We start from the raw sequence: 26,932 nt of genomic DNA, 5'->3' as shown, positions 1-26,932 counted from the left end.
TCCGGAGGGACCGGCGCGCGGTGGGAGGTACGGGTGGCGCGTTTCTACGGGGCACAGCTGTCGGTGGAGGTGCGTTCGCCGAACCTGTGTGTGGTCGGGGTGGCCGGAGTGCTCGACCAGGCGACCGTCGGGCGGCTGGCGGGGCTGGTCGCCACCCGGGCCGCCCGGCCCGGCGGCTCAGGGCACCTCGTCGTCGATCTCGGCGAGGTCAGCTTCTTCGCCACCGACGACTTCGGGGTGCTTCGCCGGGCGAGGGACGGGGCCTGCGCCGCCGGGATCCAGCTGCACCTGGCGGGTCTGAGCGCACGGGAGCCACTGCTCCCCGAGGCCATCACCGCCGAACTCGCGGAGTTCTCGTCGTTCTCCACGGTGGAGCGGGCGGAGCGGGAGCTGATGGGGCGGTCGGCGACAGTGGTGGGGGTCGGCCGGCCACGCAGCAGCCAAGGCTGGCCGTGCCCGTCGGTCCCCGTCGCGGACGACGGGCGCGAGACCAGCCCCGGCACATCGCTGACCGGCTGACTCAGGCGCCCAGCACACGCTCGACGTGCGGGTTGGTGAACCGGCGGTTCGGATCGAGCCGGTCCCGGACGGCCTGGAAGCGGTCCCACGCCGGGTAGCGGGGTGCGAGCGCCGCGGCGTCGAGCAGGTGGCGCTTGCCCCAGTGCGGCCGCCCGTCGTGGTCGAGCGCCGCGGCCTGCACATCGCGGAAGTAGGGCTCCCACGGCATGCCCTCGAACGCGTGCACGGCCACGTAGGCCGTGTCCCGCTGCCATGAAGGGCTGAGGAAGGACTCCTCGTCGGCCGCGGTGAACCGCACCTCGATCGGGAAGTTCACGACGTGCTGCTCCGCCGCGCGCAGGGCGGCCCGCAGCACGGGCACGCACGCCGCGCGGGGCACCGCCCACTCCATTTCGGTGAACCGCACCCGGCGCCGGCCGGTGAACACGCGGTGACTCACGTTCGTGTGGACGCTCGCGGTGAACGCGGCCGCCACCTGGCGGTTCAGGCGCGGGATCGCGGCCGGGAACCGCCTGCCGAGCCGGCAGACCGCACCGATCAGGCCGTTGGGCACGAGCTCCTCGTCCAGTAGCCGGCGCAGCGCGCCCCGCGGCGCGGCGGGGGCGCCGGTGCGCGTGTTGGTGCGGGTGAGTGCCCGGTCGGAGTGGGGGAAGACGTAGAACTCGAAGTGGTCGCTGCCGGCCACGTGCTCGTCGAGCCGGCCGAGCGTCTCGTCCAGTGGCCGGGCCCGGTCCTCGGCGCGCAGGCGGAACGCGGGCACGACCCGCAGCGTCACGCTCGCAACGACGCCGAGCGCGCCGAGGCTCACCCGGGCGGCGCACAGCTCGTCGCTGCCGGGAGCGCACCGCAGCACGCTGCCGTCGGCGAGCACGAGCTCCAGCTCCTCGACCTGCGTGGCGAGGTTGCCCAGCCGCGCCCCGGTGCCGTGCGTGGCCGTGGAGATCGCGCCCGCCACGCTCTGCCGGTCGATGTCGCCGAGGTTGGGCAGGGCGAGGCCGAGCGCGTCGAGGACGGCGTTCAGTGAGTGCAGCCGGATGCCGGCGCCCACCCGCACCAGACCGGCGGCCCGGTCGACGGCGAGCACGTCGGCGAGCCCGTCGAGCTGCAGCAACACGCCGTCCGTGGCGACGAGGTCGCCGAAGGAGTGCCCGGCGCCGGCCACGCGCACGGTCCGCGCACCTGCATCACGCACCGCGGCGGCCAGCTCCTCGACGGAACCCGGTCGCACGACGGCGGCCGGTGCGCAGCGCTCGTCCGGCCCAGTTGATCCACGTCACGGCGAGCAGGATGCCGCGAGCAGGGCTCCCGCACCACCGTCTCCGACCCGGTGCGAAAACGGTCGGATTCCGGACGTGTTCCGCCTCGAATTGGATTGTGGCCCGGAACGTGAAACGGCGCCGGGCCCGAAGGCCCGGCGCCGTTCTCGCCCTGTCGACGATCAGTCGTCGATCTCGGCGCTGTCGCCGGACTCGGCCTCCGCCGTGCAGGAGTCGTCGATCGTGTTGTCACCGTCGGACTCGGCGTCCGTGTCGCTGCTCAGCAGGCCGATCGCACCGGTCAGCTGGGCGAGGACGTGGGTGTCGTTGAGCGGCACCTGGACGCCCAGGACGTTCACCGGCACCTGGTTGTCGCACACGTTCACGGGCACGGCGAGGTTGTTGCCCCCGACGTTGAGCAGCCCGCCGTGGGTCGAGCCGTCGATGTGGTTGACGTCCTCGACCTTGGTCTTGCCGTGGTCGTCGCCGGCGAAGGCGAGCGGGCTGACCGCGAGCAGGCCAGCAGCGGCCGTGGCCACGACGATTCCAGCCTTCTTCAGCACAGTTCATCTCCTGTTGAGTGTCCGGAGTCGACCGGAGCCAACCCATCCAAGGTCAGCGGATATGACGGGGAGCCTTCGCTGACTACGGAAAAAGTTAGCGGGACACGGTGGGGCGAAACAAATCACGTACCACCATCGAGTGAGCCGCGCACTCTGCGTTTGGTTACGCCCTCTTTCCGGTTGCAATGAATCCGGATTCAGGCATGTGGCCCGCCGAGGCCGTCACGCATCGTGAAGATCATTCACCTGGATGGGCCGGGATGACGACCACGGTGACGTTGTCGCGGCCGCCCGCGTCGAGGGCGAGCGCCGTCAGGGCCTCCGCGGCCGCGATCGGCCCGCCGTCTGCCAGCTCCGGGAGCGCGACGGCAGCGACGTCGGTGGCGCCGGGCAGGTAGTTCCAGAGCCCGTCGCTGCAGAGCAGCAGCGCGCCCGGGCCGGCCGGGTGCAGCATCGCGATCTCCGCCTCCCCCGTGCCACCGGCACCGAGCCAGCGCGTGATCGCGTGAGCCCGCGGGTCCCGCATCGCCGCCGCTTCGTCGAGCACGCCGGCGACGACCATCTGAGCGGCCCACGAGTGGTCGGTGGTCACGAGGCGGGCGGGCTCGGCGGCGTCGGGCGGGGCGAGCCAGTAGGCGCGGCTGTCGCCGATCCAGCCGACGGCGATCTCGCCGGGACGCGCCAGCGCGCACACGAGCGTGCAGGACGGTGCGTGGGGATCGCCCGCGCGGCCGAGGACCGCCACCGCGGACGCGGCCGCGCGGACGGCGGCGTCCACGCGCTCGGGGGCCGGGGCGGTGCTGGTGAGCAGCACGTCGAGCGCGGTGTCGGCCGCCAGCCGCGAGGCCTGCTGGGGCGCGAGCGACGTGGACACGCCGTCGCAGACCACGGCCGCCACCGTGCCGTCCTGCAGCCGGCCGAGCGCCATCGCATCCTCGTTGCGCTCGTGGACGTGGCCGCGGTCGGTGACCCCGGCGACCACCTCGAGGTCGGTCTCGACCCGGTCGGTGCCTTCCGGCTCCGCCATCCGCGCCCCCCGCCGCCCCGGCTCCGTCCCGGCCCGGAGTGACCGGGCCGCAGCGCAGGGTAGCGAACGATCGCTGCAGGCACGGCTACTCGGACCCGCCCGGCGCGGCGGAGGTGACGCCGCACCCGGCCGGATCCCGGCCGGCGAGCAGCGCGATCAGGGCCGGCACGCCCACCTCGTGCCACTCGGCGACCACCTTGCCGTCCGCCCAGCGCGCCCACATCCGGTCGACCACGCGCAGCCGCCGCTGCGCGATCGTCGCGCTCCATACGAGTTCGGCAACGGTCACGTCGGCATCGCCGAGCACCCGCCCGACCTCGGCCCGCGTGTCCGGGACGGCCCCGCGCAACCGCTCGAGCGCGGCGAGCACGTCATCGATGTCGTCGATGCGCCCGCCGGTGCCGGCCTCGCAGTACGCGTAACCGGCACCGGTCATGGCGCGCACGGCAGCCAGTCACCCTCGTTGCAACACGCCACCCGGGTGCGAACCAGCTGTGCGAGCTCGGTACCCATCGATGTCCTCCCCTCAGCGGTGTCACCTCGGAGGAGGGCGCGGGCCCGCCGGGTGATTCACCTTCGGGGGGTCTCGGCGCCGCGACGCACGCGACGGTGCTGCGCGAGGACCGAGCGGGGTACCCCGTAGGCATGACCGACCAGGCGGACCGCCTCGCCACCTACCGATCGATGCGCGACTTCGGCGCCACGCCCGAGCCGGCGGGCGGTCGGGTCGCGCCGGCCACGGGGCGGTTCGTCGTGCAGCGCCACCGGGCGCGGCGGCTGCACTACGACTTCCGGCTCGAGATCGACGGCGTGCTGGTGAGCTGGGCGGTGCCGAAGGGCCCGTCGCTGGACCCGAAGGCGCGGCAGCTGGCCGTCCACGTCGAGGACCACCCGATCGAGTACTTCGACTTCGAGGGGATCATCCCGCGCGGGGAGTACGGCGGTGGGGACGTCGTGGTCTGGGACTGGGGGACGTGGGAGCCCGCGCGCACCGACGACCCGGCCGCCGCCGTCGCGGACGGCGAGCTGCACTTCGACGTGCGTGGCGAGAAGCTCGCCGGACGGTTCGTGCTGGTCCGCACGGGCAAGGACCGGTCGGGCAAGGAGCAGTGGCTGATGCTGCACAAGAACGACGACCACGCCGTCGCCGGCTGGGACCCGGAGGAGCACCCGCGGTCGGTCAAGAGCGGCCGCACCAACGACGAGGTGGCGGCCGAGCCGGACGCCCTGTGGCTGAGTGACCGGCCCGCCGCCGAGGCCGCCGTCGCCCTCGGCGGCACCGCGCCGACGTGGGACCCGCCGACGCCCGACGAGCTGACCGCCCTCGACGCGCTGGGGCGGAAGGGCCGGTGGACGGTCCAGGGGCTCGACGTGCAGCTCACCAACCTGGACAAGGTGCTCTTCCCGGGGCGTGACGGCGAGCCGCCGGTCACGAAGCGGGACTTCGTCCGCTACCACGCGCAGGTCGCCCCGCACATGCTCCCGTTCCTCCACGACCGCCCGGTGAACCTGCACCGCTATCCCGACGGGACCGACAAGCCCGGCTTCTGGCACAAGGAGATGCCCGACTACGCGCCGGAGTGGCTCACGCAGTGGCGCAACGAGGAGGCGGATCCGGGCGAGACGGTCTGTTATGCGGTGGTGGACAGCGTGGCGGCGCTCGTCTGGATGGCGAACTGGGGCGCGGTCGAGCTCAACCCCTGGACGTCCCGGCTGCCGGACGTCCACGAGCCGACGTGGGCGCTGATCGACGTCGACCCCGGCGAGCGCTCCTCGTTCGCCGACGTCCTCGTGCTCGCCGGTCTCTACCGCACCGCGCTGCAGCACCTGGGTGTCACGGCGGCGCCCAAGGTCACCGGCAAGCGCGGCGTGCAGATCTGGGTGCCGGTGGCGGGCGGGTACACGTTCGCCGACACCCGCGGGTGGGTGGAGAAGGTGTCGCGGGCGATCGGACGCACGGTGCCGGACATGATCAGCTGGGAGTGGCAGAAGGACCGCCGGCGCGGCCTGGCCCGCCTCGACTACACGCAGAACGCGATCAACAAGACCCTGATCGCCCCGTACAGCGCGCGGCCCGCGCCTGGTGCCCCGGTCTCCGTCCCGATCACGTGGGACGAGCTCGACGATCCCGACCTGCGCCCCGACCGCTGGACGATCCGCACCGTCCTCGACCGGGTGGAGGAGGCGGGCGACCCGCTCGCCGAGCTGATCGGCAGGCCGCAGCGGCTCCCGGAGCTGTAGCGGCCGGTCCACGGGCACATACGTCGTCCCGTGCGGGGTACAGCGTCGGAACAACCGGACGATCTGCCGACCGAGCACGAGGAGACGGCCATGACTGCACCCGACGCGCAGCCGGAGGCCGAGCCCGGCTTCGCGCACGACCCCGAGCGCGCCGAGGCGTACGCCGAGGCGGTGGGGATCGACCCGACACCGCAGGAGGTCGACACCTACCTGGAGATCGCGGGCGACGAGCCCCTCGGCGACGGGTCCGACGCGGAGCGCTGAGCTCTCGCCGTACGGCAGGATGCGGGGGTGACGACCGCAGGCAGGCCGGTGCGCCGTCAGGCGCGCGGGGAGCGGCGCATCGCCGAGATCCTCGACGCCGCGCTGGCCCTGTTCGCCGAGGTCGGCTACGAGGCGGCGTCCACCAACCGGATCGCGGCGCGGGCCGGCATCTCGCCCGGCTCGCTGTACCAGTTCTTCGCCAACAAGGAGGCGATCGCCGAGGCGCTGTCGGCGCGCCTCGCCGAGCGGATGGCGGCGGCGCACGCGGCCGCGTTCGAGGGAGCGGACGTGGCCGATCTGCCGCTCGAGGACCTGCTGGACCGGATCCTCGATCCGCTGATCGCGTTCAGCCTGGCCAACCCCGGTGCGAAGGCGCTGCTCGCGGGTCCCGACGCGCCCGCCCAGCTGGCCGCGGCCACCCGGCCGTTGCAGGAGACCCTGCTCGGCCGCGTGACGGCGGTGATCGGGGCACGGGTGCCCGCCCTGCCTCCGGCCGACCGGGAGCGGGCCGCCCTCGTCGCCGTGCAGATCGTGCGGTCGATGACAGGGGTGATCGCGGCTGCCGCCGGACCGGAGCGGGCCGCGCTCGTCGGTGAGCTGAAGCGGGCGTTGAAGGGCTACCTGTCGACGCTCGAGGATCGTGCGTCAGCGGGTCGGTGAGCCGTCAGGCCAGGAACGCCTGCAGGTCGTCGAGCACACGGGACGCGCCCATCGGGCCGAGGCCGAGGAACCACACCTCGTCGTCGACGGGGCGTGCGGTGCCGCGCTGCACGGCGCCGAGCCGGTTCCACAGCTCCCCGCCGACCACCGAGCCCTCGGCCGTGCCCTCCTTCGGGCCGTAGCTGGAGTAGAAGATCCAGTCGGCGTCGGACTCCGAGATCCGTTCCGGTGAGATCTCCGCGGCGAGCTCCTGGATGTCCTGGTTGGCCGGGCGCGGGAGCCCGACGTCCTTCAGGACGACGCCGATCATCGAGAGGTTGCCGTAGAGCCGGATGCGCTCGGGCATGAACCGCAGCAGCGAGATCGTGGGCGGCTGGGTGAAGCGCGCCCGGATCGCGTCGGCGCGGCGCTGGTAGTCGTTGAGCAGCTCCGTGGCCTTGGTCTCCTCGCCGAGCGCGGCGCCCGCGAGCAGCAGGTTCTCCTTCCACGGGAACCCGGGCCGGATGCTCAGCACGGTCGGGGCGATCGCCGACAGCTGGTCGTACAGCTCGTCGACGCGCAGCTGGCTGCCGAGGATCAGGTCCGGCTGCAGCGCGGCGATCGCCTCCAGCCGCAGCCCGTCGAGCGAGCCGACGTTCGTGCTGCCGGCGAGCTGCGGCTGCAGGTACGAGGGGACGGTGCCGTTCGGGGTGGCCGTCCCGATCGGGACGATGCCCAGCGCGAGCACGGCGTCGATCTCCCCGGTGTCGAGGACGACGACCCGCTGGGGCTTCTGCTCGAGCCGGGTGGTGCCCCGGGCGTGGGTGATCGTCCGCGGGAACACGCCGGGCGCGGCGTCGGCACCCAGCTTGGCCGTGGCCTCGTCGGCGGTGGAGAAGAGCCGGCCTCCGGTGGCCACGTCCGTGTTGCCGGGCCCCGCTGACCCCGTGTCGGGGGTCCCGCCGCATCCCGCCACCAGTGCCAGGACCAGCGCCCCGGCTGCCGCCATCCACCTCATCGAGCCTCCCTGTCCAGAACTGAGGAGAGGCTAACTTGTCTCGATCCGAGCAAAACCGCCGGTGGGCGGCGGATATCGTCACTCTGTGGAAGTGAGCGGGTCCCGGTGAGCGTCGTCGAGACCGACGTCCTGGTGGTCGGGGGCGGCCTCGCCGGGTTGACCACGGCCGCGTTCCTCGCACGGCACGGCACCCGGGTGCTCCTCGCCGAACGGCACCCGTCCACGTCGATGCATCCGAAGGCGCGCCTGGTGAACGTCCGCTCCATGGAGCTGTACCGCGCACTCGGTGTGGAGGATTCCGTCCGCGCGGCGGGCGAGCCGAACGCCGGGTTCGTCCTGGCCGACACCCTCGCGGGCGAGCACGAGACCTGGGTGCCGCCGCCGTCCGACGAGGCGTCCGGTGGCGACCTGAGCCCGACCACGCCCTACTCCTGCGACCAGCAGCGGATCGAGCCGATCCTGCGCGCCCGCGCGGTCGATCTCGGCGCCGACGTCCGCTTCTCCACGACCGCGACGGCGCTCACCGACCACGGTGACGGCGTGACCGCAACGCTCGACGGGTCCGGCGCCGCGACGGTACGCGCCCGCTACGCCGTCGCGGCCGACGGTGCCCACAGCCCGCTGTGCACGAGGCTCGCCATCGGGCGGCACGGCGAGCCGGTCGAGGGCACGGCGGTGAGCGTGCTGTTCCGCGCCGACCTCGAGCCCGCGCTGCGCGGCCGCCGGGTCGACGCGCTGCTGGCCCGCGCGGCGGAAGCGTTCCTGTTCGCCCGGGGCAACGCCGCCGAGCGGACGTGGCAGCTGGGCACGTACCTGCGGGCCGAGTGGGATCCGCAGCGCGTCGGCGCGTACGTGGGCGACGTCGTCCGCGCCGCGACCGGCCTTCCGGAGCTCCAGCCGGTCATCGAGAGCGTGCAGACGTGGACCAGCGGGGCGTACGTCGCCGACCGGTTCCGCAGCGGGCGGGTCTTCCTCGTCGGCGACGCCGCACACGTCATGCCGCCCTACGGCGGGTTCGGCGGCAACACCGGGGTGCAGGACGCCCACAACCTGGCGTGGAAGCTCGCCGCGGTCTGCCGCGGCGACGCACCCGATCCGCTGCTCGACACCTACGAGGCCGAGCGCGCGCCGATCGCCGAGCTCACGGTCGCGCAGGCGCTCCTGCGCTCGCGCAAGGCCCCGGGCCGGCCTCCCCTCCCCGACCAGATCGACGCCACCACCCTCGTCCTCGGGTTCTGCTACCCGAGCGGGCACGCCTCCGTGACCGGTCTCGTGGAGGATCCCGCCTACCCGTCGGGCCGGCCGGGCACCCGCGCCCCTCACATCGAGCTCGTCGACGGTCGCAGCATGCTCGACCTCTTCGACCCGACGGCGTTCACCGCGGTGCGTGATCCCGGCACCGCAGGGCCGTCGCACGCGCACCGGATGCGCGAGGTCGGGCGCGAGCAGGTCGCGCGGCGACACCGGAACCGCTGGGCCGCCGTGTACGGCGGTCGGACCGTCCTCGTCCGGCCCGACGGCGTCATCGCCGCCTCCGATGGTTGGCGGTGAGCCGCTCCGGCGCGTGTCGCTCCCCACAGTGGGTACGCCGTGGTTATCCGGACAGTCGCCGACGAACGAGGAGGCAGCGAGCTGATGTCCACGACCGAGACCGGGCAGGTCACCGGGACCAAGGACAAGGACTACAACATCATCTGGTTCACGGAGGCGTGCCTGAGCAACGCCCTGCGACTGGAGACCTACATCCAGGACGCCGAGCGGGACGGCGACAACGAGCTCGCCGAGTTCTTCCGGAAGGCGCAGGGCGAGAGCCGCAAGGGCGCGGAGCAGGGCAAGCAGCTGCTCGCCCGGCGGATCAGCTGATACCGGCACCCCGGCCCGTCGACGTGAATCGCGCCGGCGGGCCGTCGCACTCTCACATGCGGCGGGCCAGCAGCCGGTACAGACCGCCCGCCACGAGACCGCCGGCGAGCCAGGAGAAGTCGGTGCCGCCCATGGCCACCGCGACCGGACCCTGCATCGCAGGCACCAGCCCGTACTGCCAGCTCCAACCGGCCACCAACCCCGATCCGAGCGCCACGAGCGCGCCGCGGCGCACGGACCCGAACGGCGAGGCGTCCGGCGCCGCGTAGAGCCCCGCGACGTCGACGCGGCCGCGGCGCAGCACGAAGTAGTCCACCAGCACGATCGCCGCCCACGGACTGATCCACACCAGGATCGAGACCATCCACTGGTCGAACGCGTGCGCGAAGCTGTCGGCCCGGACGAACACCACGAGCACGGCCGACGCGACGATCCCGGCCACGAGCGTGAGCTTCCACCGGGCGACGCGGATCCCGACCGTCAGTGCGGCCAGCGAACACGAGTACAGGTTCAGGATGTTCGTCGCCACCGGACCGTGCATGATCAGCAGCAGCACGGGGACGGCCATCGCGCCGAACGTGCTCACCACCAGCTCGGACGGGTCGCCGGTGCCCCCTGCACTCGCCAGGCACGCGCCGAGCGCGGCCAGCCACACCGTCGGGACGTACATGCCGAGCGCCGAGGCCCAGAACACCGAGCGGCCGGACGCGCGCACCCGGACGAAACGGCTGTAGTCCGCCGAGTAGGGCACCCACGAGATGCCCCAGCCGACGCCGATGGCGGTGAGCAGCTGCGTGACGGCCGTGAGCTTGTCGCCGGCGGTGACCGCGCTGCCGCCGGTCCAGTCGACGTCGGTCTGCGCCATGGCGAGCACCGTCATCACGATCATGACGACGACGGTCGCCGGCACCGTGTACTTCTCGAACGTGCGGATCGCGTAGAAGCCGTACAGGGCGAGGCCGAGCTGCACGACCATGATCACTGCGGCGACCGCGTACTCCAGCCCCACGCCGCCCTGTACCCCCATCCGGGCCAGCACGGCGAGCGCGAGGTCGAGCACCACCCAGGTGTTGACGCCGACCCATGCCATCGTCAGCAGGCCCTGCACGACGCCCGGGACCACCGCGCCGCGGATCCCGAACGGCGCCCGCCCGAGCACCATCTGGTTCACCGCCGTCCGGTGGCCGATGACGTTGAACAGGCCGAACACCGCGCAGCCGACGACGTTGCCGAGCGCGACCACGACCAGCGTCTCGACCAGCGACAGCCCGAGCGTGATCCCGAGTGCCCCGAGCACCCAGTTGATCGGGGCGATGTTCGCCCCCGCCCAGATCCAGAACTGCTCCCACGGTGTCGAGTCGCGGCTGGACGGCGGGATCGGATCGATCCCGTGCGCGTCGAAGGGGACGGTCTCGGTCTGCTCGGTCGTTCGGGTTGCGGCCACGGTGACGCCTCTCTGTGCGACGAGGCGTCCAGGCAATCAGGGACAGGGCCGCACGTGGACTGGAGGAACATCTAGGGATCAGCCGCTGGGCTGGATAGATTTCCACCGTGCTCACGATGCGCGCCCTTCTCGCCGACCCGGCGCTCGAGCTGCGCCTGCTCGTTCCGGGCCCGGAGGGGGCGCTGGACGCCGAGGTCGTGTGGGTGCACAACACCGAACTGGCCGACCCGTCCCGGTACGTGCGCGAGCGCGAGCTGGTGCTCACCAACGGCCTCTGGCTGGGGGCCGCGGAGCCGGCCGGCTTCGTGGCGGGTGCCCGGCGCGCCGGTGCCGCGGGGATCGTGTTCGGGCTGCGCGCCGAGCGGACGAGCACGCCCGAGGAGCTGATCGAGGCCTGCCGGGCCGCGGACCTGCCGCTGCTGGAGATCTCCGTCGACGTGCCGTTCACGGCGATCACCCGGGCGGCCGCAGCCAGCTACGCGTCCGAGCGCCAGGAGGCCCTCGTCGGGCTGGTGCGCAGGGGCAACGCGCTGGCCGCGGCGATCTCGCACGGAGCGGGCGCGTCCGGGGTGCTCGCGGTGCTGCGCCGGGACCACGACCTGCCGCTCGCCGTCGTCGACCGGATGGGACGCGTGCTCGGCGTGGCCGGCGCGGAGCTCGACGCCGAGCAGGCGGGTATCGCGGCGCGGGCGCTCGCCCGCCGCCCGCGACCCCTCGAAGTGGACCTCGGCTCCGCGGGCCGGGCCACGATCTACCCGGTGGGTGCGGTGGGCGACGTCGACGCCGCCCTGCTGTGCCTGCGGCCGGTCACGGAGCTGGACCGGGCGGAGCGCGACGCGCTGGAGCAGGCGGCGCGGTTCCTGTCCCTCGAGGTCGCGCGCCAGCAGACCGTGCAGGCCATCGAGCAGCGCTTCGCCAGCGAGCTGCTGGACATGGTGCTCTCTGGTGCGCACCGCGCCGCGGAGGTGCCGGGCAGGCTGCGCGCCTTCGGCGTCGACCCGGACGCCCCGCTCACCGTGTGCGCCGTCGCCTTCCGGTCCGGCGATCCGACGCTCCCCGGAATCGTCGAGACGATCACGGACTTCTTCCTCGCCGAGAGCCTCCCCGCGCTCGTCGCGGGCGGGAGCCAGGACGTCGTGGCCGTCCTGCCGTGGCGCAGGCCGCCCTCCGACCTGGCGGCGCTCGCCGCGCGCCTCGTCACCGCACTGGCCTCGCGCTTCCCCGACCGGGACCCGGTGGCCGGGATCGGTGGCACGGCGGCGAACGCCGCGGACCTGCGGGGGCCGCTGTCCCAGGCCCGCGAGGCGATGCGGGTGCTCCGGTCCCGGCCCGGCGGCAGCGCCGTGACGACGTTCGCCGAGCTCGGCGGCTACCGGCTCCTGCTGGGCCTGCAGGAGCCCGAGCAGCTGCTCCGGTTCGCCGAGACCGTGCTCGGGCCCCTGCGCGAGCACGACCGCCGCCGCGGCGGGGAGCTGGAGGTGACCCTTCGGGCGTTCCTCGACCACGACGGCCAGTGGGCTGCCACCGCCGAAGCGCTCTACGTGCACGTCAACACCCTGCGCAACCGCCTGTCGCGCATCGCCGAACTCACGGGCCGCGACGTCGGCCGCACCGCCGACCGGGTGGACCTCTTCCTCGCGCTGGAAGCCGCCTCAGTCGGGGAAGACCTCCGCTGACACGTCCGGGCGTTCCGGGTGGCGCACGGGAAGAGCGCAGTCCGACAGCGCAGCTTCCGCCACGTCCCGGCATCGGGCGAAGCGCACGTCACCGCGGTCGAGCGCGAACTCGATCAGCTTCCGCAGCGCGACGATCCGGCTCGGCCGCCCGGACAGGAACGGGTGGACGCACAGGTTGAACAGGCACCGGTACTGCCGCATCGCGTCCAGCTCGTCGCACCACATCCCCAGCACCGTCGACGGCGCGGTGATCACCGAACCGACCTGCGGGGCGGGCAGGAACGCGTACTGCTCCCAGTCGTCGAGCGACCAGTGCACCGGCAGCTCGGCGATCTCGCCACCGCCTGCTGCGAGCCGGTAGGGCCGGTCGTCGGCCATCAGCGACGAGTCGTAGCGCAGGCCGTGCTCGGCGACCAGCGCGGGCGTTCGCCAGCTCGCCTCCCACATCGCCGCGCGGTGGCCGCTGATCGGGATGCCCTGCTCGGCGAACACCGCGAGCGCCCGTTCGAAGTCGGCGCGCTCCTGCGCCGCCGTCATCGCCGTCGGTGGCCGGTGGGAGTAGGAGTGGTGCGCCACCTCGTGGCCGCGCTCCGCGATCGACGCCGCCAGGCCGGGCCGCTGCTGCGCCACCCACCCGGGCACGAAGAACGTGGCGGGCACCGCGAGCTCGTCGAGCAGGTCCAGGATCCGGGGAACGCCGACCTCCGGCCCGAAGGCCTGGTGCGACATCGTCGACATGTGGTCGGCGTAGCCCCGGCCCGCGGCGAGCACGGGCGTCTCCGCGTCGACGTCGAAGGTCAGCGTCGCGACGGCCGCCGCGCCGCCGTGCCAGCTTCCGCTCATGCCTGCCGACCCTGCCCGGCCAGCACCTCCACCGCGAGCGGGGACGGTTCTCCGCGGTTGATCCCGACCAGGTCCTGCGGGCACGACGACACCACGACCACCGCGTCCAGCTCCGCCCGGAAGGTGATCGCGTCCCCCGCCGCGGTCGGGGCGGGCAACCAGGAGAGCGTGCCGTCGGCGCCGACCGGGATCCGCATGAACACGTTGATCGGCTGGGGCGTCGGGCCGGTGTAGGGGTGCCCGATGGCGGCGAGGGCCTCGCGCAGGTTCGCCGCGCAGGAGCGGTGGCCGGGCGCGCCGAGCTGGGCGTACCGCTGCGGGTCGCACGCGGCGATCAGCATGTCGTGCAAGCCCGGGGAGGTGTCGGCGACGAGCGTGAGGATCGGGCGCCTGCGGTCGGTCACGAACGGATCCCCGACGGCGGGGAAGAGCCGGCTCGTCGCCGCGCGGGTGTGCGCGGCGCTGTGATGTTCGTTCCCGGGATGCTCGCCGGGGGTCTCGAGCGCGAACGCGAAGACGTCGCCGACCTGCCCGCCTGCCACGTCGACGACCCGGACCAGCTCACCCGCCCGTACGCGCGCCGCCCGCCCCGATCCGCCGGGGACCTCGATCCGTCTGGTGATCGTGTCGCTCTGCATACCCTTCACCCAACCTCCGCGCGACGCGGCGGGCGAGGGCGGAACCTCCATCGAACGGCCCACCCATTGGGCGAAGCTCCAGCGCACTTCGTGACCACGTCCTGTCAGGTTTCAATGCCATGCTCGTCGCGTGTACGAAACCGAACCGGAGCTCCGGGACCTGCAGAACCTCATCGACGCCTCGCTCGGCCGGTCCACCGCGCACCTGCAGTCGATCATCACCGGCGAGCGCAGCCTGACCGCCGAGCAGCTGGCGCGGGTGCTCACCGGGATGTGCGTCCTCGTGCTGTCCACCGTCACCGCGAAGGGCGAGCCGCGCGTCAGCGCCGTCGACGGGCACTTCCTGCACGGCCGCTGGGTGTTCGGCACGGCGCGCGGCGCCGCGAAGGCGCGACACCTGCGCGCCCGGCCGGCGGCGAGCGTCGCGCACCTGCGCGGGGAGGAGTTGGGGGTGTTCGTCCACGGCACGGTCGAGGAGCTCGTCTCCGCGGACGGGATCACCCATCCCGACTGGCCAGCGATCCACGAGTACCTGCGCGGGTTCTACGGCGACACGTCGTTCGACTGGAACGACGTCGTCTACTACCGGTTGCGGCCGACCTGGATGACGGTCTACGCCACCGAGCCGGAGCGGCTGCTCGCGCAGGCCTCCTAGCTAGTGCTCCCCGCCGGAGGTTCGCCAAGGGTCTCGGCGGCCCAGCTCCACGTTGGACGCAGCGGCGAACAGCCCGAGTACGCCCGGTACGAGGCCGGCCCGCCGGCACACCAGCGGAAACCTGGATCCGCCGATTTACGCACCAACCTTCCTTGCCGGGGCACCAGTCAGGCGGGGTGCACCCGGGCGAGGAAGGCGCGCGACAGCGCGACGATCTCGTCGAGGTGCGTCTCCAGCGCCCAGTGCCCGGCGTCGAGCAGGTGCAGTTCGGCGTCGGGCAGGTCGCGCAGGTAGGCCCGGGCGGCGCCCTCGGGCATGTAGCCGTCGTGCGGGCCCCACGCGATCAGCGTGGGTGGCCGGTGCTCGCGCAGGTACGCCTGCTGCCGCGGGAACCACGCCTGTGTCGACCCCTGGTCGGCCAGCAGCCGGACCAGGTGCTCGCGCCGGCCGTGGCGCTGCACCAATGCCCAGTGCAACGTCCACAGGTCGGGGCTGATCTGCTCCACCTGACGCTCCGGGACCTCGCCGACGAACTCGTCGCGGAATCCCTCCTCGCTCACCGCGGCCCGCAGCCGGTCCCGGCCCTCCGGGGTGGGGTCGTCCCAGAACGCCTTCAGCGGCGCGTACTTCGGGCCGTGCTCCTCCGGGTAGATGTCGCCGTTCTGCAGGATCAGCCCCGCCACCCGCTCCGGGGCGCTCATCGCCAGCCGCAGGCCGAACTGGGACCCGTAGTCGTGCAGGTAGATCGCGTAGCGCTGCAGTCCGAGCACGTCCACGAAGCGGCGCAGGTACTGCGCGTACGCGTCGAACGTGTAGGGGAAGCGATCCGGGTCGGGGGTCGCGCTGTGGCCGAACCCGGGGTGGTCGGGCGCGACGAGGCGCCAGCGATCGCCCAGCGCCGCCATGTAGTGGCGGAACTGGAACGACGAGCACGGGTAGCCGTGGGGCAGCACGACCACCGGGGCGTCGGCCGGGCCCGCCTCCCGGTAGAAGATCTCGATGCCGTCCACATCGACGCGGCGGTGGGCGACCGGAACCATGCGTCCTCCTCGTGTCGTGGTCCGTCACGAGTGGGATCGCCCCGATGAGTAAGGCTTAAACCTATAAATCAACCATTACGGCCACGGCGAGCGTTCTCGAGCGTCACGCGCGGGGAGAGCATCGCGCGGTCGAAGGGCCGCAGCGGGGTTCCGGTGGCGAGCCGGCGCGGCAGGTCGGGGTTGGCGAGCGCGCCGCGGGCCACGGCGAGCAGGTCCGCGTGCCCGTCGGCCAGCACCTGCTCGGCCTGGCGCGGGTCGTGCATGCCGCCGTTGGCGATCACCGGCAGCCCGGTCGCGCTGCGGGCGAGCCCGGTGGTCGTGCACCCGCCGTCGAGCAGCGCCGTCTCCAGGAAGGCCCGGCCCTCGCTGGCGATGTGCAGGTAGTCGGCCCGCGCATCCGCGAGCGCGCTGTAGATGGTCTCCGCCTCCCAGCGGCCGCCCGGCCAGCGGTACTCGAAGTCGTTGACCTTGGTCTGGGACAACCGGACGCCGACCAGGAACTCGGACCCGACGGCGGCGCGGACGGCACCGGTCACCTCGGCGGTGAGCCGCACCCGGTTCGCGACGGAGCCGCCGTAGGCGTCGGTGCGCAGGTTGGTGTACTCGGTGAGGAACTGGTCGAGCAGGTAGCCGTTGGCGGCGTGGATCTCGACGCCGTCGAAGCCCGCCTCCCGGGCCCGCACGGCCGCGGCGGCGAAGCCCTCGACGATCCGCTCCAGGCCGTCGGCGTTCAGCTCGGCCGGGACGGGCCACGGCCCGCTGCCGCCGTACTCGGGCATCATCTCCCCGCGCGGCTGCACGGCGGACGGGCCGACGGTGCTGGTGCGGTGCGGGTTGCCCTGCGACAGCGCGCCGGCGTGCATCAGCTGCGCGATCATCACGGCACCCGCGGCGTGCACGCGTCGGGTCACGGCCCGCCACCCGTCGACGTGCGCATCGGCCGCGAGCCCGGGCTGGTTGAAGTAGCCCTGGCTGTACTCAGCGTCCGGGTAGGTGCCCTCGGTGACGATCAGGCCGAACCCGCCCTCGGCGAACTCGGCGTAGTAGTCGGCCATCTCCGGGGTCGGCACGCCGTCCGCGGTCGCGGAGGTGCGGGTCATGGGCGCCACGGCCAGCCGGTTGCGCAGTGTGTGGACGCCGAGCCGGGCCGGGGCGAGTGCGGGGTGGGTGGTCGCGGTGGTCATGTGCCCCAGTCAAACCGCGAGCCGACCCGGCGACGATGGACGAACCTCCAGAAGTGGGTCTGCCAGCTGGAGGAAGGTTCAGGACTCCGAGGACGAACGCGGCGCGCGCAGCGCGTCGGCCAGCGTGCTCGTCGGTGGGCCCATGCGCTGCGGCTCCGGCCGCAAGAGCGTGTCGCCGAGGGCCTTGACCGCGGCCGGGACCTCGCGCAGCCATCCGTAGACCGTGGCGAGCCCGCGCGCCTCCAGGCTCGCGTCACCCACCCCGGTGGCGTCGATGCCTGCAGCGCCGCACAGGACGACCGCGCGTGGCAGGTGGAACCGCTGCGTGACGACGATCGCCGAGCGCACGCCGAACACCTCGCGTGCCCGCACGCACGAGTCCCACGTCCGGAAGCCCGCGGCGTCACCGACGATCTTGGCGTCCGGGACGCCCGCGGCGAGCAGGTAGCGCTGCATCGCCGCAGGCTCGTCGTCGGCCCCGGTCACGAGCACGGCGTCCACCGTGCCGCGGTGGTAGAGGTCGGCGGCGATGTCCAGGCGCCGGGCGAGCAGCAGGCTCGGCCGGCCATCCCGGCGCAGCCCGGCGCCCAGCACGATCGCGACGGGCCGGGCGTCTGCCCGGTCGACGGTGGTGCGCCTGCCGTCGGTGGACGCGGCGAACCAGGCCAGCGGTGTGGCGACGAGCATCGGCGCCAGCAGCGCCAGGAGGACCCAGAGTTTCCGGCTCACCCTTTCCACTCTGCCGGGATCTCCCTGTGGATCTCGTCAAGCCAGATGCGGGCCGACATGTCCGACGGCGCCCGCCAGTCTCCCCGCGGCGAGAGGGATCCGCCCGCCGCCACCTTCGGCCCGTTCGGCAGTGCCGACCGCTTGAACTGGCTGAACCCGTAGAAGCGCTGCGCGAACACCTCGAGCCAGTGCTTGATCTCGCCCAGCGTGTACGACGGCCGCTCGTCCTCGGGGAACCCGGCAGGCCAGTCGCCCTGCCGGGGGTCGTGCCACGCGTGCCAGGCGAGGAAGGCGATCTTCGACGGGCGGAAGCCGTAGCGCAGGACGTGGAAGAGCGAGAAGTCCTGCAACGAGTACGGCCCGACCTTCGCCTCGCTGCTCTGCACCTCCTCGTCCTCGCCGGTCGGGACCAGCTCGGGCGTGATCTCGGTGTCGAGGACGTCGGTGAGCACGGCGTTCACGTCGTCGTCGAACTGCTTCGACGACACCACCCAGCGGATCAGGTGCTGGATCAGCGTCTTCGGCACCCCGCCGTTGACGTTGTAGTGCGACATCTGGTCGCCGACGCCGTAGGTCGACCACCCGAGCGCCAGCTCGGAGAGGTCGCCGGTGCCCAGCACGATCCCGCCGCGCTGGTTGGCGGCGCGGAACAGGTAGTCGGTGCGCAGTCCGGCCTGGACGTTCTCGAACGTCACGTCGTACACCGGCTCGCCCTGGGAGAACGGATGCTCCAGGTTCTTCAGCATCAACCGGGCCGTCTCGGTGATGTCGAGCTCGGTGAACGTGATCCCGAGTGCCTCGGCGAGCCGCGTGGCGTTGCCCTTCGTGCGGGTGCCGGTGGCGAACCCGGGCAGCGTGAACCCGAGGATGTCGCTGCGCGGACGGCCCTCCCGGTCCATCGCCTTCGCCGCGACGATCAGCGCGTGCGTGGAGTCCAGCCCGCCCGACACGCCGATCACGACCTTGGGCCGGCCGATGGCGCGCATCCGCTGTTCCAGGCCGGAGACCTGGATGCTGTAGGCCTCGTAGCAGTCCTGCTCCAGCCGCGACTCGTCGGCCGGCACGAACGGGAACCGCTCGACCTCCCTGTGGAACCCGATGTCCCCGTCCGGTGGATCCAGCCGGAACTCGACGCGCCGGTACGCGCCGGTGCGGTCGGCGTAGTGGCGGCGGTTGTCGTCGAACGTGCCCATCCGCAGCCGCTCGGCCCGCAGCAGGTCCAGGTCGACGTCGGCCACCGAGCGGCGCGGGCCCTTCGGGAACCGCTCGGTGTCGGCGAGCAGCACCCCGTTCTCCCAGATCATCGTCTGGCCGTCCCACGACAGATCCGTGGTGGACTCGCCCTCGCCCGCGGCGGCGTAGACGTACGCGGCCAGGCAGCGCGACGACGCCGACCGCGCGAGCAGGCAGCGGTCCTCGGCGCGCCCCACCGTGATCGGGCTGCCCGAGAGGTTGGCGAGCACGGTCGCGCCGGCGAGCGCCGCCTCCGCGCTGGGCGGGATCGGGACCCACATGTCCTCGCACACCTCGACGTGCAGCACGAACCCCGGCACGTCCTCGGCCGCGAACAGCAGGTCGGGCCCGAACGGGACCTCCGAATCGCCGATCCGCAGCGTGCCGCGCACGTCGTCGCCGGGTGCCATCTGCCGCCGCTCGTAGAACTCCCGGTACGTCGGCAGGTACGACTTCGGTGCCACCCCGAGGACCCGCCCGCGGTGGATCACGACCGCCGTGTTGTGGACGCGGTGCCGGTACCGCAGCGGCGCCCCGACCACCAGCACCGGGAGCAGGTCGGTCGAGCCCGCCACGACCTGCAGCACCGCCTCCTCGACGGCATCGAGCAGCGTGTCCTGCATCAGGATGTCCTCGATCGAGTAGCCCGACAGCGCGAGCTCGGGGAAGACCGCGAGCCCGGCCCCGTCCGCGTGGCACTCCCGTGCCGCCTGCAGCACGGCCTCGGCGTTCGCCGCGGGCTGCGCGATCGAGGTGCGGATGGTGCATGAGGCGACCCGGAGGAACCCGTGCCGGTAGGGGGAGCGGAAGTCCACGCGTCGAGTCTGCCGGAGGCGGATCACGCGTGCAGCACGCCGCCCCTCCGCCCGGCCGAGACCCCTCAACTCGGCCGGGCGGCTTCCGGTCAGCTGCCGGCCAGTGCGACAGCGGTCTCGGTGCTGATCCCGTCGTCGCTGCTCGGCTGGTCGAACTGCGTGCGGTGCAGCTCGGCGTAGCGACCGCCACGGGCGAGGAGCTCGGTGTGGGTGCCGCGCTCCACGATCCGGCCCCCCTCGAGCACGAGGATCTGGTCGGCGGCGCGGATGGTGGACAGCCGGTGGGCGATCACGATCGCCGTGCGGCCGTGCAGGGCCTCGCCCAGCGCTTCCTGCACCGCGGCCTCCGAGGTGGAGTCGAGGTGGGCGGTGGCCTCGTCGAGCACCACGACCCGCGGCTTCGCCAGCAGCAGGCGGGCGATGGTGAGCCGTTGCCGCTCGCCGCCGGACAGGCGGTAGCCGCGCTCACCGACGATGGTGTCGAGGCCGTCGGGCAGGGACGCCACGAGCTCGCCGAGGCGTGCGCGCTCCAGCGCGTCCCAGAGGTGGGCGTCGGTGGCCCCGGGGGCGGCCAGGAGCAGGTTGGACCGGATCGACTCGTGGAACAGGTGGCCGTCCTGGGTGACGAGGCCGAGCGCCCCGCGGATCGTGTCGAACGAGAGGTCGCGCACGTCGACGCCGCCGATCTCGACCGAGCCCGAGTCGACGTCGTACAGCCGGGGGAGCAGCTGCGCGATGGTGGACTTGCCCGCGCCCGACGACCCGACGAGCGCGATCATCTGTCCCGGTTCGGCCCGGAACGAGACGTCGTGCAGCACCTGCTCGCCGCCGCGGGTGTCGAGCCGCGCGACCTCTTCGAGGGATGCCAGCGACACCTTGTCGGCGGACGGGTAGGCGAAGTCGACCGCGCCGAACTCCACCGACAGCGGCCCGTCGGGCAGCGACTCGGGGTTCTCCGGTTCCGCGACCAGGGGCGGCAGGTCGAGCACCTCGAACACCCGCTCGAAGCTCACCAGCGCGCTCATGACCTCGACCCGGGCGCTGGCAAGGGCCGTGAGCGGCGCGTACAGGCGGGTGAGCAGTAGCGCGAGCGCCACCACGTCGCCGGAGCTCACGCCGCCGGACAGCGCCAGCCACCCGCCCACGCCGTAGACGAGCGCGAGTGCCAGCGCGGACACGAGCGTGAGCGCCGAGACGAACACCCACTGCACCATGGCGGTGCGCACGCCGATGTCGCGGACCCGGGCGGCGCGGGCGACGAACTCGCGCGTCTCGTCGGCCGGCCTGCCGAACAGCTTGATGAGCGTGGCGCCCGGCGCGGAGAAGCGCTCGGTCATCTGCGTGCCCATGGCGGCGTTGTGGTCGGCCGCCTCCCGTTCGAGGGAGGCGAGCCTGCGGCCCATCCGCCGCGCCGGCAGCACGAACAAGGGCAGCAGCACGAGGGCGAGCAGCGTGACCTGCCACGACAGGCTGAGCATCACCGCGAGCGTGAGCGCGAGCTGGACGAGGTTGCCGACCACTCCGGACAGCGTGTCGCTGAACGCCCGCTGCGCGCCGATGACGTCGTTGTTCAGCCGACTCACCAGCGCGCCGGTGCGGGTGCGGGTGAAGAAGGCGACGGGCTGGCGCTGGACGTGGTCGAACACGGCCGCCCGCAGGTCGAGGATGAGTCCTTCGCCGAGCGTCGCGGAGAGCCAGCGCTGCAGGATGCCACCGCCCGCCTCCGCGACCGCGATCACGGCGATCAGGACGGCGAGACCGATCACGACGTCGACCGACCCGCCGACGTTGATCGTGTCGAAAACGCGCCCGGCGAGCACGGGGGTGGCCACGGCGAGCGCTGCGCCGATGACGCTGACCAGCAGGAACGCGGCGATCCGGCGGCGGTGGGGCCGGGCGAACGCCCAGATCCGCCGCAGCGTGGCCACCGAGAACGGCCGTTTCTCCTCCTGGGCGTGGGCAGCCTGGTACATCGACTGCCACGCCACCATCTCCATGCTCACGTGCCGCTCCTCGCTCTCGCCGTCCGCCCGCCGTTACGACCGCTCCGCCCGTCGAAACTCATCGGTGGGGGTGGGGCGCGGTGTCAGTCTGGCGAGGGGGTCGGACAGTTCTCCTCCGAATTGGATCCGGCTCCTCGTGCAGCGACGGTAGGAGTTGAAGTCAGGTACAGGTCAAGCCCGCGTCCACCGCCTCCCCGTGCGACGGTCGGCGCGCCGGCCGACGTGGACGAGCGACACCACGTGGAGCGGGGATCCGGCTGGTCCGAGTGCACGTCGCCGACTCGTGGTAGCCGCCCCGGCGGGGATCACGGCCGGGCGGGTGACCGCTCTTGACCCGGCCGGGTGACGGGATCACCCTCTGGTGACCGATGTCACATCGACGTGGTCCCGGAGGTCGCGATGACCGAGGTGCAACGGACCTACCCGCTCGGCGTCAGCCGGCCAGACCTCGCGGTAGCGGATCTGCCGACGCCGGAGGAAGTGTTCAACGTTCGCAAGATCGGCCCCCGCGAACTGGTCATGTACGCGATCGGGCCCAGCCTGATCGCGCTGGGCGTCTCGATCGGCAGCGGCGAGTGGCTGCTCGGGCCGCAGGCCGTGGGCCAGTACGGGTTCATCGGGGTGGGCTGGGTGATCCTCATCTCGGCCCTGTTGCAGACCTTCTACAACGTCGAGTGCGCCCGCTACATCGTCGCGACCGGCGAGACCAACACCGTCGGATGGGGCCGCATACCACCCGGGAAGATGCTGTGGGTCCCCGCCGGCGTCTTCATCGTGATCTTCGCGTTCATCGCGGGCGGGTGGGCCGCCTCGGCTGGGCAGGGCCTGTTCGCGCTGGTGAACGGCCGGGTCGCCGAAGCGGGAGAGATGCAGCAGACGCGCTGGTACGCGATCGCGCTGCTCGTCGTCGTGTTCCTGCTCGCCGCGGCTGCCCAGCGGGTCAGCCGGGCGCTGGAGCTGGCCAACTGGGTCATGGTGGGCGCGATCCTGCTGGTCCTGATCGTGGTGGACCTGATCGTCGTGCCGTGGAGCGTGTGGTGGGAGGGCATCAGGGGGTTCGTCACGCCCGCGGCACCACCGGCCGGCATCAGCGCCACCCAGCTCGGGGCGCTCGCCGGGTTCACCGCGATGGCCTCGGGGCTCAACTGGTACCTGATGAGCCATTACCGCGACAAGGGCTACGGCATGGGGCACCGTGCCGGGTTCATCGCCGGCATGCGCGGCAGCCAGCGCGAGCTGCTCTCCGTCGGCGTCACCTTCCCGGACGACGAGCGCAACGCAGGCGTGTGGCGGCGCTGGTACCGCCTGCTCATGGTGGACATGTGGGGCGTGTTCTTCGTGGGCGCGATCCTCGGAATGCTGCTGCCCACCATCCTCATGGCACAGGCGGTGGCGATCTCGGGCGAGCAGCCCACCACCGCCAATGTGCCCACGTTCGCCGCCACGGCACTCCAACCGGAGTACGGCCAGGGGATGTTCTACGTGCTGCTGCTCATGGGCGTGCTCGTCCTGTTCTCCACGCAGCTGGGCATCTTCGAGGCGCTGGTCCGGGTGGTGACCGACGGCGCGCCCGCCGTGAGTCCGCGCCTGCGCGAGCTGATCGAGCGTGACCCGCGCCGCTTCTACTACCCGTTCATGATCGCGTTGTTGGTCGCGATCTCGATCATCATTCACCTCGCGCTGCCCGTCGCGCTCGTGCAGTTCTCGGCGAACATGTCCAACCTGGGGGCGCTGATCTTCCCGTTCATGCTGATCTACCTCAACAGCAAGCTGCCGCGCGCGGCCCGGCCACGGCCGTGGCACTACGTGCTGCTGGTGCTGAACTTCCTGTTCTTCGGCTTCTTCTTCGTCAACTTCGTCGCCGACTTCGTGGGAGATCCCCTGATCGTCTTCTGACGTCAGTGGCCGCCGCCGGTCTGGGTGAGCGCGGCGGCCAGGCCGAGCGCGACGGCCATCAGCGTGACCTCGTACCCGGCCCAGAGCAGCAGCGGCACGCGGCTGGCCGCCAGCCGGCGGCGGGTGAGCCACCCGAGCCAGCCGATCACGCCGAGGGCCGCGGTCTTCGCCACCAGCAGCTGCCCCGTGCCGGTGGCGAGGTAGAGCTGCACCGCCGCCTCCCACCTGACGTGCGCCAGCGCGGGCGGCAGCCGGACGGCCGCGGTGAGCACGCCGGTGACCGCCACGGCGGCGATGCACACCGCGGCCAGCCGCGAGAAGCGCGGCAGCACGGCGACGAGCAGACCGCGCCGTGCCACGAGCACCAGGATCGCGCCGAGGCCGCCGACCCACGCCGCCGCGGCGGCCACGTGGACCCCGACGCCGACGACGGCCACCACCTGGTACGCGTGCACCGCGCCGGAGTGGCCCGTGACCGCCGGGGTGATCATCGCGAACAGGGCGACGGCGAGCACGACCCGCGCCGGGACGAGTGCCGGCCTGCGCACCCGCACGACCGTGCACCCCAGCACGAGCGCCGTGGCGCAGGCGACGAGCAGCATCCCCTGGCCTGCGCCGAGCCGCGTGACCCAGGTGGCCAGCTCGTCCGCCCCGACCCCGGTGACGGGACGGGCGAACGCGGCGGCGGCACCGAGGACGATCGTGAGCAGGACGGCCACCAGCCACGCGCCGGCGGCGGCGAGCGCGGTTCGTCGCGTGGCCGCGAGCACCGGTGCCGCCCTCCGGTCTCCCGGTGGGAGCAGCACCTCGAGCAGGGCGATACCGACGACCGCGACCCCGGCCACGTCCATCACCGTGCGGCTCACCGTGACCGCGATCGCCGTGGTGCCGGGCAGCACCCCGTCGGCCGTCGCGGCAAGCAGCACACCGACGACGGCTGCGCCCAGCGCGACCGCCGCCCACCGGCCGGCCGGGCCGACGGCCTCCCGCGGCCGGGCGGCCACCGCGGCGCTGGTCGGCCGGGTCAGCACTGCAACCCCTCGTTCAGGCACTCGACGACGGCGTCCATCAGCTCGTCGGGCATGCCGTTGACGAAGTCGCCGTGGTCGGTGGCCGGGTGGTGCTGCTGGTCGGGGAACCCGTCGAGCGCGAAGTTGCGCCCGCCCGGCTGGTCGTAGGCGAGGATCATCCGCAGCTGCGGCACCGCGACCGTGTCCTGCGGGCACGCGCCGCTGTCCTCGTCGGCGAACGCCATGTGCGAGCGGTGGTCCTCCGAGTCCAGGTTCTCGCCGTCCCAGCAGGACGGGAAGTCGAGTACGCGCAGCAGCCGGCTCCCCTGCGGGCACAACGGGTACTGAGTCGTGGCCCGGTCCTCAAAGCCGCGGCACGTCCACTGGGCCCGTACGTTGTCCGGCCCGTTGGTCACAGCCTTGGCGTCCCCCGTGATCACGCGCAGCAGCTGCGGCATGGGTGACACCGGCTCTGTCGGGTTGCCGAGGAACTGCATGACGACCTGCGCGGGCTCGAGGATCTCCCCGACGTTGCCGTCGAGGCCGCCGCCGTCCTGGTTGTCGTCCGGGCCGACCTGCGAGGTGTCGCGCAGCACGGGCCAGAAGAACGTGGAGCGGTTGTCCAACTCGCACGTCGTCTCCGACACCAGCAGGTCGCCGGCCTCGGTGGACGAGTCGGTGGCGGCGCTGCCGATGTAGTCGTGCATGTGCTGGGCGCCGTTCACCTTGCCCGGCGCCGCGATCCAGTTGTCCGAGTTGCGCAACGCCGGGTCCGGCGTGCCGCACTCGGACACGAAGCTGCCGGTGGACGCATTCGCGTCCGGAGTGGGGTCGGAGACGAGCTGGTTGACCTCACCGATGTCGGCGAAGTCGCCGAGGGCGGGCGGGGCGGCGTTCTCGCGGCCGGGGAAATCGTCGTCGGCGGCGTTCTCGTCCTGATCGTTCTCGTTCTGGCCGTTGCCGTCCTGCTTGTCGTTCTGGTTGTCGCCGTTCTGGTTGTTGTCGCCGTTCCGGTCGTCGTTCTCGTTCTCGGCGTTCCGGTCCTCGGCGCCGCCCTGCTCCGCCTGGCGGGCGGCGAGCGCCTGGTTCAGCGCCTCCCGGGCGTCGTCGCCCTCCGCCTGGTCGCCCGCTGCCTTGTCGTCGTTCTGGTTGTCGTCGTTCTGGTTGTCGCCGTTCTTCCCCTCGTCCTTGTCGTCGTCGCTCTTCTCGTCGTCGGACGGCTCGTTCTTCTTCTCGGCGACGAGGGCGAGGACGTGTTCGGGGGCGGGGTCGAGCGCGGCGAACCCGGCGGCGACGGCCGCCGACGTGGAGGGCTGCGGGGGAGGTGACACCGCGCCCTCGAGGAGCGGGGGCAGCGCGAGAACGCCGATCACGAGCAGGCCGAACACGGCGGGGCCACCGGGCCTGCGCTGGGGGGCCGGCCGGCGCCGGGCCGGGTGGATGCGCGGGGGCGCCGGGGGCCGGGGCGGTGCGGGGAACGGTCGCTGCGGCGGGTAGGACGCCGCGGGGGTGGGGCCGGCCGGGGTGGTGCGGGTGCGGTCGCGCAGCAGCATGTCGAGCAGCGCCCCGCCGCCCAGCACGGCGACGAACGCCAGCACGGCGGCGAGCCACGACGACAGCGAGACCTCGCGGACCGCGGTCAGCACGCCGTCGAACCCGCCGCTCGCGGCCGCGGTGCCGCCGTTCGCGGTGAGCACCGGTGCCGCGCCGCCGGTCCCGGCCGCGGCGGATGCCGCAGACGCCGGGGCCGCCGCGGGAGCGGGCGGTTCGGGGAGTGCCTCGAAGTCCACCAGCCCGGTGCTCTCCAGGTACTCGTGGTGGCGGGTGACGAACTGGGCGGCCGTCGTGGCGAAATCCCGGACCAGCTCGTTGCGCGTGCCCGAGCGCACCTGGGCGATGACGGGGAGGACCTTGCCGTGGGCCTGGCGCAGCAGGTTCACGGCGGTGCGGTCGTACTCGGCACCGTTCTGCGCGGAGATCTCCGCCATCCAGCCCTGCTGCTGTGCTGACGGCTGGCTCGGCAGCGTGGCGCCGAGCTGGTCGGCGGTGCGGCGGACGATCGCGTCGAGCTCGATGTGCTCGGCCGCGATGCGCCGGCCCACGTCCCGCACCACACCGTTCGTGGCGCGCTGCTCCATCTGCTGGCCGGTGGGGGTCTCCCACAGCCCGGCTTGACGCACCTTGACCAGCAGGTCGACGTCGGACCCCGTGAGCGGGCCGAACTCGGTGCGCTTGGTAGCGGTGGCGCCGGCCTGCTGATCCACCGCGACGCCGTCGGCGGTGCTCCCCGAGTTGAACACCGCGACCATCACGATGACGGCCAGCACGAGTGCGCCGGCCCAGCGCGCTGCCCCTGAGACAGGTGATCGCACGGCC

24 protein-coding genes are annotated in these 26,932 nt (G+C 72.8%); 9 read left to right on the top strand and 15 right to left on the bottom strand.

Annotated elements, in window-relative coordinates:
* Window positions 1–33 precede the first annotated feature (33 nt).
* Window positions 34–519: an STAS domain-containing protein gene (locus FHX44_RS09135; RefSeq protein WP_147255086.1), complete on the top strand. Its 486-nt coding sequence runs from the start codon at window positions 34–36 to the stop codon at window positions 517–519.
* Window position 520: 1 nt separating this feature from the next.
* Here FHX44_RS09135 and FHX44_RS09130 read toward each other — a convergent pair whose 3' ends face one another.
* From FHX44_RS09130 to FHX44_RS09115, 4 genes are all read right to left on the bottom strand, one after another.
* The gene (locus FHX44_RS09130) at window positions 521–1,747 is read right to left on the bottom strand and encodes a D-arabinono-1,4-lactone oxidase (protein WP_212612391.1); all 1,227 of its coding nucleotides are present in this window, start codon (window positions 1,745–1,747) and stop codon (window positions 521–523) included.
* A gap of 210 nt (window positions 1,748–1,957) precedes the next feature.
* A complete protein-coding gene (locus tag FHX44_RS09125) occupies window positions 1,958–2,338 on the bottom strand; it encodes a hypothetical protein (protein ID WP_147255085.1) in 381 nt (126 codons plus the stop codon).
* A gap of 238 nt (window positions 2,339–2,576) precedes the next feature.
* Window positions 2,577–3,365 carry a PP2C family protein-serine/threonine phosphatase gene (locus FHX44_RS09120; protein WP_147255084.1) on the bottom strand — a complete coding sequence of 263 codons (789 nt, stop codon included), beginning with the start codon at window positions 3,363–3,365 and terminating at the stop codon, window positions 2,577–2,579.
* Between the two features lie 85 nt (window positions 3,366–3,450).
* Window positions 3,451–3,801: a nuclear transport factor 2 family protein gene (locus FHX44_RS09115; RefSeq protein ID WP_147255083.1), complete on the bottom strand. Its 351-nt coding sequence runs from the start codon at window positions 3,799–3,801 to the stop codon at window positions 3,451–3,453.
* Window positions 3,802–4,010: 209 nt separating this feature from the next.
* Here FHX44_RS09115 and FHX44_RS09110 point away from each other — a divergent pair, with 209 nt between their 5' ends.
* The 3 genes from FHX44_RS09110 to FHX44_RS09105 all read left to right on the top strand — a co-directional run bounded on the left by FHX44_RS09110 (window position 4,011) and on the right by FHX44_RS09105 (window position 6,530).
* Window positions 4,011–5,606: a non-homologous end-joining DNA ligase LigD gene (locus FHX44_RS09110; protein WP_147255082.1), complete on the top strand. Its 1,596-nt coding sequence runs from the start codon at window positions 4,011–4,013 to the stop codon at window positions 5,604–5,606.
* A gap of 90 nt (window positions 5,607–5,696) precedes the next feature.
* The gene (locus FHX44_RS42070; RefSeq protein WP_170308845.1) at window positions 5,697–5,870 is read left to right on the top strand and encodes a hypothetical protein; all 174 of its coding nucleotides are present in this window, start codon (window positions 5,697–5,699) and stop codon (window positions 5,868–5,870) included.
* Between the two features lie 27 nt (window positions 5,871–5,897).
* Window positions 5,898–6,530, top strand: coding sequence for a TetR/AcrR family transcriptional regulator (locus tag FHX44_RS09105; RefSeq protein WP_246170280.1), 633 nt, complete (start codon window positions 5,898–5,900; stop codon window positions 6,528–6,530).
* Window positions 6,531–6,534: 4 nt separating this feature from the next.
* Here FHX44_RS09105 and FHX44_RS09100 read toward each other — a convergent pair whose 3' ends face one another.
* Window positions 6,535–7,527 carry an ABC transporter substrate-binding protein gene (locus FHX44_RS09100; protein ID WP_147255081.1) on the bottom strand — a complete coding sequence of 331 codons (993 nt, stop codon included), beginning with the start codon at window positions 7,525–7,527 and terminating at the stop codon, window positions 6,535–6,537.
* Between the two features lie 105 nt (window positions 7,528–7,632).
* Here FHX44_RS09100 and FHX44_RS09095 point away from each other — a divergent pair, with 105 nt between their 5' ends.
* Together FHX44_RS09095 and FHX44_RS09090 are read left to right on the top strand one after the other, a co-directional pair.
* Window positions 7,633–9,078: an FAD-dependent oxidoreductase gene (locus tag FHX44_RS09095; RefSeq protein WP_170308844.1), complete on the top strand. Its 1,446-nt coding sequence runs from the start codon at window positions 7,633–7,635 to the stop codon at window positions 9,076–9,078.
* Window positions 9,079–9,162: 84 nt separating this feature from the next.
* Window positions 9,163–9,390 carry a hypothetical protein gene (locus tag FHX44_RS09090; RefSeq protein ID WP_147255079.1) on the top strand — a complete coding sequence of 76 codons (228 nt, stop codon included), beginning with the start codon at window positions 9,163–9,165 and terminating at the stop codon, window positions 9,388–9,390.
* 52 nt (window positions 9,391–9,442) lie between these two features.
* On the opposite strand, the gene FHX44_RS09085 is transcribed toward FHX44_RS09090, so the two are convergent.
* Window positions 9,443–10,834: a cytosine permease gene (locus FHX44_RS09085; protein ID WP_147255078.1), complete on the bottom strand. Its 1,392-nt coding sequence runs from the start codon at window positions 10,832–10,834 to the stop codon at window positions 9,443–9,445.
* 116 nt (window positions 10,835–10,950) lie between these two features.
* Between FHX44_RS09085 and FHX44_RS09080 the strand changes: the two genes are divergently transcribed.
* Entirely contained in the window at window positions 10,951–12,510 is a 1,560-nt protein-coding gene (locus tag FHX44_RS09080; RefSeq protein WP_246170279.1) for a PucR family transcriptional regulator, read from the top strand.
* Here FHX44_RS09080 and FHX44_RS09075 read toward each other — a convergent pair.
* Both FHX44_RS09075 and FHX44_RS09070 read right to left on the bottom strand, forming a co-directional pair.
* Window positions 12,487–13,353, bottom strand: coding sequence for a polysaccharide deacetylase family protein (locus tag FHX44_RS09075; protein WP_147255076.1), 867 nt, complete (start codon window positions 13,351–13,353; stop codon window positions 12,487–12,489). The two genes, FHX44_RS09080 and FHX44_RS09075, sit on opposite strands and share 24 nt — an antisense overlap.
* Entirely contained in the window at window positions 13,350–13,991 is a 642-nt protein-coding gene (locus FHX44_RS09070; protein WP_147261023.1) for a DUF1989 domain-containing protein, read from the bottom strand. The genes FHX44_RS09075 and FHX44_RS09070 overlap by 4 nt, the downstream gene beginning before the upstream one ends.
* Before the next feature lie 130 nt (window positions 13,992–14,121).
* Here FHX44_RS09070 and FHX44_RS09065 point away from each other — a divergent pair, with 130 nt between their 5' ends.
* Complete coding sequence (locus tag FHX44_RS09065; protein ID WP_147255075.1) at window positions 14,122–14,646, top strand: pyridoxamine 5'-phosphate oxidase family protein; 525 nt, start codon at window positions 14,122–14,124, stop codon at window positions 14,644–14,646.
* Between the two features lie 167 nt (window positions 14,647–14,813).
* Here the strand turns inward: FHX44_RS09065 and FHX44_RS09060 are convergent, their stop codons facing one another.
* From FHX44_RS09060 to FHX44_RS09040, 5 genes are all read right to left on the bottom strand, one after another.
* On the bottom strand, window positions 14,814–15,686 hold the full coding sequence (locus FHX44_RS09060) for an alpha/beta fold hydrolase (protein WP_147255074.1): 873 nt from the start codon (window positions 15,684–15,686) through the stop codon (window positions 14,814–14,816).
* A 68-nt stretch (window positions 15,687–15,754) separates the two neighbouring features.
* Entirely contained in the window at window positions 15,755–16,870 is a 1,116-nt protein-coding gene (locus FHX44_RS09055; protein WP_147255073.1) for an oxidoreductase, read from the bottom strand.
* Window positions 16,871–16,948: 78 nt separating this feature from the next.
* Entirely contained in the window at window positions 16,949–17,599 is a 651-nt protein-coding gene (locus FHX44_RS09050) for a SanA/YdcF family protein (protein WP_246170278.1), read from the bottom strand.
* Window positions 17,596–19,647, bottom strand: coding sequence for an NAD(+) synthase (locus tag FHX44_RS09045; RefSeq protein ID WP_147255072.1), 2,052 nt, complete (start codon window positions 19,645–19,647; stop codon window positions 17,596–17,598). The genes FHX44_RS09050 and FHX44_RS09045 overlap by 4 nt, the downstream gene beginning before the upstream one ends.
* Window positions 19,648–19,736: 89 nt before the next feature.
* Complete coding sequence (locus FHX44_RS09040; RefSeq protein WP_246170917.1) at window positions 19,737–21,620, bottom strand: ABC transporter ATP-binding protein; 1,884 nt, start codon at window positions 21,618–21,620, stop codon at window positions 19,737–19,739.
* Window positions 21,621–22,049: 429 nt separating this feature from the next.
* Between FHX44_RS09040 and FHX44_RS09035 the strand changes: the two genes are divergently transcribed.
* Window positions 22,050–23,546 carry an Nramp family divalent metal transporter gene (locus FHX44_RS09035; RefSeq protein WP_147255070.1) on the top strand — a complete coding sequence of 499 codons (1,497 nt, stop codon included), beginning with the start codon at window positions 22,050–22,052 and terminating at the stop codon, window positions 23,544–23,546.
* 2 nt (window positions 23,547–23,548) lie between these two features.
* Here the strand turns inward: FHX44_RS09035 and FHX44_RS09030 are convergent, their stop codons facing one another.
* Window positions 23,549–24,577 (bottom strand): CopD family protein, encoded by a 1,029-nt coding sequence (locus tag FHX44_RS09030; RefSeq protein ID WP_147255069.1) that lies wholly within the window; start codon window positions 24,575–24,577, stop codon window positions 23,549–23,551.
* Entirely contained in the window at window positions 24,571–26,928 is a 2,358-nt protein-coding gene (locus FHX44_RS09025; RefSeq protein WP_147255068.1) for a DUF1996 domain-containing protein, read from the bottom strand. The genes FHX44_RS09030 and FHX44_RS09025 overlap by 7 nt, the downstream gene beginning before the upstream one ends.
* Window positions 26,929–26,932: the final 4 nt, after the last annotated feature.

Origin of the sequence: Pseudonocardia hierapolitana, assembly GCF_007994075.1 — a bacterium.
GTDB lineage: Bacteria > Actinomycetota > Actinomycetes > Mycobacteriales > Pseudonocardiaceae > Pseudonocardia > Pseudonocardia hierapolitana.
Note: the sequence above shows the minus strand (reverse complement) of the source record. Positions and strands in the feature narration are given on the sequence as shown.